Source organism: Streptomyces sp. NPDC002868 (assembly GCF_055563295.1).
In genome coordinates this window covers 441,111-449,214 of record NZ_JBVHDR010000006.1, presented here as the reverse complement: position 1 = coordinate 449,214, position 8,104 = coordinate 441,111, and the positions used below count along the sequence as shown (strand labels likewise).

Genomic DNA, 8,104 nt, shown 5'->3' with positions numbered 1-8,104 from the left:
CCCCGTCAGAAGGGGCTTGCTTTCCAGCCTTTCGGCTTTCCGGCGATTCCGACTCTATCAGATCCTTTCGGGCCTGATTCCCGGTCGAACTCGGGTTGTCTTTCCGGCTGTTGGGCCGTTCCGACGAGTGAGACTTTAGCGGAATCCTGGCCCCCGACGCTAATCGGGGCTGCGCTCGTTCGAACGCGGATTCCTCATTTCGCAAAAGCGCACAGAAAGCCGGACGACAGAGTGCCGCTCGCTTGTAGTGGGTCTTGCGGAATGGCTGTCCGGGGACCGGCCGAAGTCGGTGCTCACGTCGGACAACTCGAAGAACACTACGGATGGCGGTATCCGCTGTCAACCTGGGGCTGGGCCCCATAGTCTCGTACGCATGACAACGCGTACGTGCCTCCTCCAGTGGTGGGCCGCCTGACGGCGGCCGGCGCCTACGCATGCACTCAACGGCCGCCGCTTCGGCGGCCGTTCTCGTTTCTCCCTCCGGGAGTCCGGCCGCTGGACGCGGCGGCTCCGATCAGGAGACGGAGAGCGTGATGACGCGGATCTTCAGCGGGATCAAGCCCACGGGGCATCTGACGCTGGGCAACTACCTCGGGGCGCTGCGCAGGTGGGTCGATGTCGATCAGCACCAGGCGGACGCGCTGTTCAGCGTGGTCGATCTGCATGCGCTGACCGTGGAGCACGATCCGGCGCGGGTGCGCAGGCTCAGTCGACAGGCCGCGTCGCTGATGCTGGCAGCGGGGCTGGATCCGGAGCTGTGCACCGTATTCGTACAGAGTCACGTGGACGAGCACGCGCGGCTGTCGTATCTCCTGGAGTGCACGGCCACGGACGGCGAGCTGCGACGCATGATCCAGTACAAGGAGAAGGGCGCGCGGGCGCGGGCGGGCGGGCAGAGTGTGCGGCTGTCCCTGCTGACCTATCCGGTGCTGATGGCGGCGGACATCCTGGCCTACGGGACGGATGAGGTGCCCGTGGGTGAGGACCAGACCCAGCATGTGGAGCTGACGCGGGATCTGGCGGTGCGGTTCAACCAGCGATACGGGCACACCTTCACCGTGCCGAAGGCGACGCATCCGCCGGTGGCCGCGCGGGTCATGGATCTGCAGGACCCGACCTCGAAGATGGGGAAGTCGCACGAGTCCGGGGCGGGGATCGTCTATCTGCTCGACGACGCGGATGTGGTGCGCAAGAAGATCATGCGGGCGGTCACGGACAGCGGGCGCGAGGTCGAGTACGACCACGAGGGCAAGCCGGGCATCGCGAATCTGCTCGAAATGCTGGCGGCTTGTGGGGGTGGGAACCCAATCGACCTGGCCGGTGTATATGAGTCGTACGGGGCCTTGAAGAAGGACACGGCCGAGGCGGTGGTGGAGCTGCTGAGGCCGGTGAGGGAGCGACATGCGGAGCTGGCGGCGGATCCGGGACACGTCAATGAGGTGCTGAGGAAGGGAGCCGAGCGGGCCAGGGGAATGGCCCGGCCGAGAGTTGATGCCGCCTATAGGGCGATCGGGCTACTGCCCGGGGAGGACGGCTCCGTCCCAGCCGTCCAGCCGTGACCGGGGCCGTCAGCCGTTGCCCGACGCGAGCTCGCGGCTGCGGTCGCGGGCCGCTTCGATGGCGGCGATCAAGGCGGCGCGTACACCGTGGTTCTCGAGTTCGCGGATGGCGCTGATGGTGGTGCCGGCGGGGGAGGTGACGGCTTCACGGAGCTTGACGGGGTGTTCGCCGCTGTCGCGGAGCATGACGGCGGCGCCGATGGCGGCCTGGACGATCAGGTCGTGGGCCTGGGCGCGGGGCAGGCCGAGGAGGATGCCGGCGTCGGTCATGGCCTCGACGAGGAAGTAGAAGTACGCCGGCCCCGAGCCGGACAGGGCGGTGGCCGCGTCCTGCTGGGACTCGGGGACGCGGAGGGTCTTGCCGACGCCGCCGAAGATCTCCTCGGTGTGGGTGAGATGTTCGGCGGTCGCGTGGCTGCCGGCCGAGATCACGGACATGCCCTCGTCGACAAGTACGGGGGTGTTGGGCATGACACGGACTACGGGGGTGCCTGCGGTCAGGCGTTCCTCGATGAAGGAGGTGGGGATGCCGGCGGCGGCGCTGATGACAAGGCGGTCCGCGGTGATGTGCGGAGCAAGTTCGTCGAGGAGCTTGCCCATGTCCTGGGGCTTGACGGCCAGGATGAGGGTGTCGGCGCGCTTGGCGGCCTCGGGGTTGGTGACAGGCTCGACGCCGTAGCGGGTGCGGAGCTCATTGGCACGGTCGGCGCGGCGGGTGGTGACCAGAAGATCGGCGGGCCGCCAGCCGGCGCGGATCATGCCGCTGAGAAGGGCCTCGCCGATCTTGCCCGTACCGAGGACTGCGACTGTCTGGGTCATGGCTCTGTTCACCTCGCCGGTGGGGATACGTGTCGCCATCCTCGCACCGGGGGCGTGGCTGTGCCGGGGCGTCCGAGGGGCGGTACGGGCGAGCGCAGGCCCGCCCGCGCCTCCGGAGGCCGGCGCTGCTTGTCGGAGACGACCATCGTGCCGTTCCAGGTGTCCAGGCCGGGACGGCCGACGGTGATCGGGATGGTCTGGGTGGGGGCGCCGTCCTTGGCGACGGTCATCTCGTGGGCCTTCAAGAGCATCATCGGGGCGAGCGCCACCGATGCCGAGTGGCTCTACGGCCGGCTCAAGGTCGGGGACACCATCACGCTGAACTAGGCGGTGCGGCGGCGTAGCGTCGCCGCGCCCAGGGCCAGGACCAGGACCGCGCAGGCCGCGACGATCAGGACGTCGCGGGTGAAGTCGCCGGTGGCGTCCGGGTAGCGCTGGACTTCGGTCATGGCGTCGACGGCGTACGACATGGGCAGGACGTTCGAGATCCCCTCGAGGACGGGCTGCATCTTCTCGCGCGCCGTGAACAGGCCGCAGAGCAGCAGCTGCGGGAAGAGCACAGCCGGCATGAACTGGACCGCCTGGAACTCGGAGGCGGCGAAGGCCGAGACGAAAAGTCCCAGTGCCGTGCCGAGCAGAGCGTCAAGGAGCGCGACGAGGAGCAGCAGCCAGGGCGAGCCGATGACGTCCAGGCCCAGTGCCCACAGCGCGAGGCCGGTGGCGAGGAGGGACTGGGCGATGGCGACGAGGCCGAAGGCCAGGGCGTAGCCGGCGATCAGATCGCCCTTGCCCAGGGGCATGGCGAGCAGGCGTTCCAGGGTGCCTGAAGTGCGTTCGCGCAGGGTGGCGATGGAGGCCACCAGGAACATCGTGATCAGCGGGAAGATGCCGAGGAGTGAGGCGCCGATGGAGTCGAAGGTCCGCTCGCTGCCGTCGAACACGTAGCGCAGCAGGAAGAGCATCACGCACGGCACGAAGACCATCAGTGCGATGGAGCGCGGGTCGTGGCGGAGCTGGTGCAGGACGCGGGCGGCGGTGGCGAGGGTGCGGGCGGCGTTCATCGGGCGTTCTCCTGAATGGCCCTGGGCTGAGGATCGGCCTGTCGGGCGTTGGCCTCGTCGACCAGGTGGAGGAAGGCGGCTTCGACGGTCTGGGAGCGGGTGCGGAAGCGGAGGTCGTCGGGGGTGTCCTCGGCGAGGATCTTGCCCTCCCGCATCAGGAGCAGGCGGTGGCAGCGCTCCGCCTCGTCCATGACGTGCGAGGAGACGAGGATCGTCGCGCCGCGCTCGTCGGCGAGGCGGTGGAAGAGATTCCACAGATCGCGGCGCAGGACGGGGTCGAGGCCGACGGTCGGTTCGTCGAGGACGAGCAGTTCGGGTGTGCCGAGCAGGGCGACGGCGAGGGAGACGCGGCTGCGCTGGCCGCCGGAGAGCCGGCCGGCGAGGGAGTCGGCGTGCGAGACGAGGTCTACGTCGGCGATGGCACGGGTGACGTAGTCGCGGCGGGTGTCGCGGTGGCGGCGGCCGGGCTGCAGGACGGAGGCGAAGTAGTCCAGGTTCTGGCGGACCGTCAGGTCGTCGTAGACAGCCGGGTCCTGGGTGACGTAGCCGATACGGGAGCGCAGGGTGGCGTCGCCCGCGGGACTGCCGAGGATGTCGAGGGTTCCGGTGACTTTGGCCTGCGTGCCGACCACGGCGCGCATCAGGGTCGACTTGCCGCAGCCGGAGGGGCCGAGGAGGCCGGTGATCCGGCCGGGCGGCACGGTGAAGTCGATGCCGCGCAGGACGGTGCGCTCGCCTCGTACGACTGTGAGGCCGCGGGCCAGGACGGCAACTCCAGACGAATTCATCATGTGATGAATAATGTCCTTGCGGCCTTGCCACGTCAAGAGAGCGGTGAGGCATAAAGAGATGGGAGGCGCGTCGAGAGATGGGGGGCGTGTCAGGGGCATCCCCCATGGCGTTGGGGGCACGGACGGCGGACGGTGGACATATGAGCCACAACAGTGAGATCTCGAAGGCCGAGCAGCGGCGGCTGGCCGTCGCGTCGGTGACGCTCGGGCCGTGGCGCGCCGCCGCGGCGGTCGGCGGGCTGGGCGGCGGCGTCGCACTCGCGCTCGGCACGATCGGCGACGGAATCGGCCTCGGCGTGCTGGCCGGCGCGCTGTCGGTCGCGCTGATGCTGTTCTTCATGGTCGGCGGGGCGGGCGCGGTGCTCGGCGACAAGCCGGGCACGGGGAGTCCGTCCGACCGCCGGATACGGCGCTGGGCCGCGGCCCACCCATGGCGGGTCGCGGCCGTGCCGGGCGCGGTGATGGTCGCCGCCGATGTGGTGGTCCAGCAGGCGCTCACCACGCAGGGGTTCTTCGGCAGCCTGTGGGAGGGCCTGTGGCGGGGCGCGCTCGTGATGGGCGTCGTCGGCCTGGTCGGGCGGTTCTCGCGCAGGCCGCGCTGAGGCCCGGGATCAGCCGGACCGCCGCGCGCGGCCCGTCAGGACGCGGGCGCGGTGCGGGGCGTGCGGGTGCCGGGCGTGCGGGTGCCGGGTGAGCGTCGGAGCGTACGAACCGGATCAGGCCGTGGCTACTTGCGCTTGGACTTGCCGCCCTTGCCCTTGCGGGCGGCGGGGTTGCCGGTTCGGACGCCGCGGCGCTTCTCGTACTGGCTGCGGGCCGCCTCGTACTCCCCACGGCGCAACTTCTCGCCCGGTGCCTCGGTGAGCGAGCGGAAGAAGTAGGCGAGGAGCGAGCCGACGAAGCCGATCGCCTTGAGGCTGCGCAGCGAATCCTCGGTCGCGGAACCGGTGGGGCGGCGGGTGAAGCCCTCCCAGGTCTTGCGGAAGGCAACGGCGCTGCAGATCGCGAACATCACGACGACCAGCATGTTGACGAAGCCGCCGACGTCGGCGATCGCCAGACCCTGGTAGGCGAAGCGCAGCACGAGACAGCCGGCTACGGCGGCGGCGAGGGCACCGGCGGCGACGCCGGCGCGGCGCAGCCCGTAGCCCCCGTCGTGGCCGATCCAGGTCGTGCCGAAGAAACGGATGGGCTCGGGCTGCGGACCGCCGCCGGCGTTCGTCGCGCTCTGCTTACTCTGCTCGCTCACGGGGTCGATTATCCCCGGGCGTCACGGCCACTCCGTCAGGAGCAGCGGATCGTCACATAGCCGTCGCTACCGGTGTTCACATACGCGTCCGAGACGAACTGCCCATTGGCGATGTTGTCCCAGAGGTTGGTGGTGCCGTACGGACCCCTGATCCACTCACCCGGCTTCTGGCAGTTGATCGGCACCCGAGAGCCGACCGGCAGCACCTTGATGAGCCGGTAGTTGGTGCCTGGGCCGCTGCGTACGTTCAGCGCCACTCCCGGCGCGACCGGATAGCGCTCGGCCGTGGCCTCGTCGAAACTTTCGGACTGCACTTCTTCAACAGCCATGAAACTCTCCCCCGTCGATGTGGCTTGATCTGTACGTTCTCTTCCGTACGCCGCGCAGGCTAGCAACCCACACCTGCATCGCACGCATCATCGACTAGGCTCCGTGCGTCGCGCTTGCGCACGAACAACACGGGGGTGGGAGATGCCACCGCTGCGCAGCACCGGGCGGTTCCCGGAAGCGGAGCATCCGGAATATGCCGGGCAGTACCGTCTTGAGGCATGCCTCGGCAACGGCGGCATGGGCGTCGTCCACCTGGCCACTTCCGCCTCCGGGTTGCGCCTCGCGGTCAAGGTCATCCATGCCGAACACGCATCGGATCCGGAGTTCAGAGCCCGCTTCCGGCAGGAGGTCGAGGCCGCCCGCAAGGTCAGCGGCGCCTTCACCGCGCCCGTCGTCGACGCCGACCCGGAGGCGGAACGGCCCTGGATGGCCACGCTGTTCATCGAGGGCCCGACGCTCGCCGAGCGGGTGAAGCGGAACGGGCCGCTGGGCTCGGAGGAACTGCGCAAGGCGGGCGCGGGTCTCGCCGAGGCGCTGCGTGACATCCATCGCGCCGGCGTGGTGCACCGCGATCTCAAGCCGAGCAATGTACTGCTCGCTCCCGACGGGCCGAAGGTCATCGACTTCGGCATCTCCCGTCCCGCGGACAGCGATCTGCGTACGGAGACGGGCAAGCTGATCGGGACGCCGCCGTTCATGGCGCCTGAGCAGTTCCAGCGTCCGCGCGAGGTCGGGCCCGCCGCTGATGTGTTCGCAATGGGGGCCGTGCTGGTGCACGCCGCGACCGGGCGCGGGCCATTCGACTCGGACAGCCCGTACATCGTGGCGTACCAAGTGGTGCACAACGAACCGGACTTGGCGGGTGTGCCGGCGGATCTCGTGCCGCTGTTCCGGCGCTGTCTGGCGAAGGACCCGGCGGAACGGCCGACGCCGTACGAGTTGATGGTCGCGCTGCGCGGGTCCTCGCCCTCCTCGTCGTACGACACTCAGGCCTACATACCGGCGCAGCGCACCCCGGACCCGCGCGAGAGCGCGCCCCTGGTGCCCGCTGCGGGACGCCGCCCCCTGACCCGGCGGAGGATCCGCTGGGCGTGCGCGGCGCTGGCGGCGCTGGTCACGGCGGGGATCGTGGTCGTACGTACCGTGGGCGACGGCAACACCGCGGCTCCCGCACCCGCGGTGCCCCGCGCCGAGCAGACCTTCCGCCCCTGGAGCGTGCCCCTGCGCGGCGGGGACGACGAGAACAGGACGCCGGTCTGCGCGTCGGCCGGCTCCGGGCTCTACTGCACGGCGCCCGGCATCAAGGCGGCCCGCCTCAACCCCGCCGACGGCAAGACCCTCTGGTCGGCGAAGGCGGGCGACAGCACGGCGCAGAGCGACGAGGGCATGACGCCCGTACTCGCCGGCGGGCTGCTGCAGGTGGTCACACCCGGCGGGGACCGGCTCGAGGCGCTCGACCCGGAGTCCGGCGCGGTGCGCTGGGACATGGACATCTCCCGGTACTCCACGGTCCGGCCCGCCGGTGACGTGGTGCTGCTGGTGACGGACGGCGGGCTGGTGCGGGCCGCCGACGCCGCGACGGGCGAGGAACGCTGGACCCGGCAGCGCGGCGGAAGGGGCAGCCAGTGGGTCGCGTCCGCGGGCGGCGACGTACCCGCGCTCGCCGTCACACCCTCCGCTGACGGTACGTCGACGCTGGTCAGCGCGGTCGATCCGGCCGACGGCGACCTGCTCTGGGAGAAGCGGGTCAAGGGAACGCTGAGCCCGGCGCGGTCGGCGGGCGGCTTCCTGTATCTGCTCTCCACCAACACCGACGGCTTCACGGACGCTGTCGTACGACTCGACACCGCGGGCAAGCCACCCGCAGTACGCCGTATCCCGCTGCCCACGCCCGTCGACCAGGCGCAGGCGACCGCGGCCGGGGACACCGTCTACCTGAGCGGATCGGGCGGCTCGCTCCTCGCCCTCGACACCGGCGGGACGAAACCCGCCCAGCTGTGGCGGCTGGAGACCGCCGTCACCCATCTCTCACGCCCCGCCGCCGACGCCCGCGCGGTGTATGTGACGGCCGGAGACGGGCGGTTGCTGGCCGTGGACGCCGTACGCGGTGTGCTCATCGGCCAGACCAAACCCCGTATGGACGACGGGCGTTACACCTTCGCATCGATGCTGCCCGCACCCGTCGCCGCCGGTGACAAGGTCTTCGGCACCGCCCCGGACGGCTCCGTCTTCGCACTGGACGCCCGGGACCCCACCAAGTGGTGAGCCTGCTGCACGACCGGCTGTACGACCGGG

General features: G+C 70.2%; 9 protein-coding genes. 3 read left to right on the top strand and 6 right to left on the bottom strand.

Annotated features, from left to right (window positions below):
• Window positions 1–533: 533 nt before the first annotated feature.
• Window positions 534–1,559, top strand: a complete 1,026-nt coding sequence (trpS, locus tag ACZ3H8_RS21360) for a tryptophan--tRNA ligase (RefSeq protein WP_467404066.1) — start codon at window positions 534–536, stop codon at window positions 1,557–1,559.
• Window positions 1,560–1,568: 9 nt separating this feature from the next.
• Here the strand turns inward: trpS and proC are convergent, their stop codons facing one another.
• The 4 genes from proC to ACZ3H8_RS21340 all read right to left on the bottom strand — a co-directional run bounded on the left by proC (window position 1,569) and on the right by ACZ3H8_RS21340 (window position 4,230).
• Window positions 1,569–2,378, bottom strand: a complete 810-nt coding sequence (proC, locus tag ACZ3H8_RS21355) for a pyrroline-5-carboxylate reductase (protein WP_307661850.1) — start codon at window positions 2,376–2,378, stop codon at window positions 1,569–1,571.
• A gap of 8 nt (window positions 2,379–2,386) precedes the next feature.
• On the bottom strand, window positions 2,387–2,608 hold the full coding sequence (locus tag ACZ3H8_RS21350) for a hypothetical protein (RefSeq protein ID WP_467404063.1): 222 nt from the start codon (window positions 2,606–2,608) through the stop codon (window positions 2,387–2,389).
• Window positions 2,609–2,701: 93 nt separating this feature from the next.
• The gene (locus ACZ3H8_RS21345; RefSeq protein WP_467404061.1) at window positions 2,702–3,439 is read right to left on the bottom strand and encodes an ABC transporter permease; all 738 of its coding nucleotides are present in this window, start codon (window positions 3,437–3,439) and stop codon (window positions 2,702–2,704) included.
• Window positions 3,436–4,230 carry an ABC transporter ATP-binding protein gene (locus tag ACZ3H8_RS21340; RefSeq protein WP_467404058.1) on the bottom strand — a complete coding sequence of 265 codons (795 nt, stop codon included), beginning with the start codon at window positions 4,228–4,230 and terminating at the stop codon, window positions 3,436–3,438. Before ACZ3H8_RS21340 ends, ACZ3H8_RS21345 begins: the two co-directional genes overlap by 4 nt.
• 140 nt (window positions 4,231–4,370) lie before the next feature.
• Between ACZ3H8_RS21340 and ACZ3H8_RS21335 the strand changes: the two genes are divergently transcribed.
• Window positions 4,371–4,832, top strand: a complete 462-nt coding sequence (locus tag ACZ3H8_RS21335; RefSeq protein ID WP_467404056.1) for a hypothetical protein — start codon at window positions 4,371–4,373, stop codon at window positions 4,830–4,832.
• A 125-nt stretch (window positions 4,833–4,957) separates the two neighbouring features.
• On the opposite strand, the gene ACZ3H8_RS21330 is transcribed toward ACZ3H8_RS21335, so the two are convergent.
• Together ACZ3H8_RS21330 and ACZ3H8_RS21325 are read right to left on the bottom strand one after the other, a co-directional pair.
• Window positions 4,958–5,479: a hypothetical protein gene (locus ACZ3H8_RS21330; protein WP_467404055.1), complete on the bottom strand. Its 522-nt coding sequence runs from the start codon at window positions 5,477–5,479 to the stop codon at window positions 4,958–4,960.
• A gap of 35 nt (window positions 5,480–5,514) precedes the next feature.
• The gene (locus ACZ3H8_RS21325) at window positions 5,515–5,808 is read right to left on the bottom strand and encodes a peptidase (protein WP_467404052.1); all 294 of its coding nucleotides are present in this window, start codon (window positions 5,806–5,808) and stop codon (window positions 5,515–5,517) included.
• 142 nt (window positions 5,809–5,950) lie between these two features.
• Between ACZ3H8_RS21325 and ACZ3H8_RS21320 the strand changes: the two genes are divergently transcribed.
• Window positions 5,951–8,074: a protein kinase domain-containing protein gene (locus ACZ3H8_RS21320; protein WP_467404050.1), complete on the top strand. Its 2,124-nt coding sequence runs from the start codon at window positions 5,951–5,953 to the stop codon at window positions 8,072–8,074.
• Window positions 8,075–8,104 lie beyond the last annotated feature (30 nt).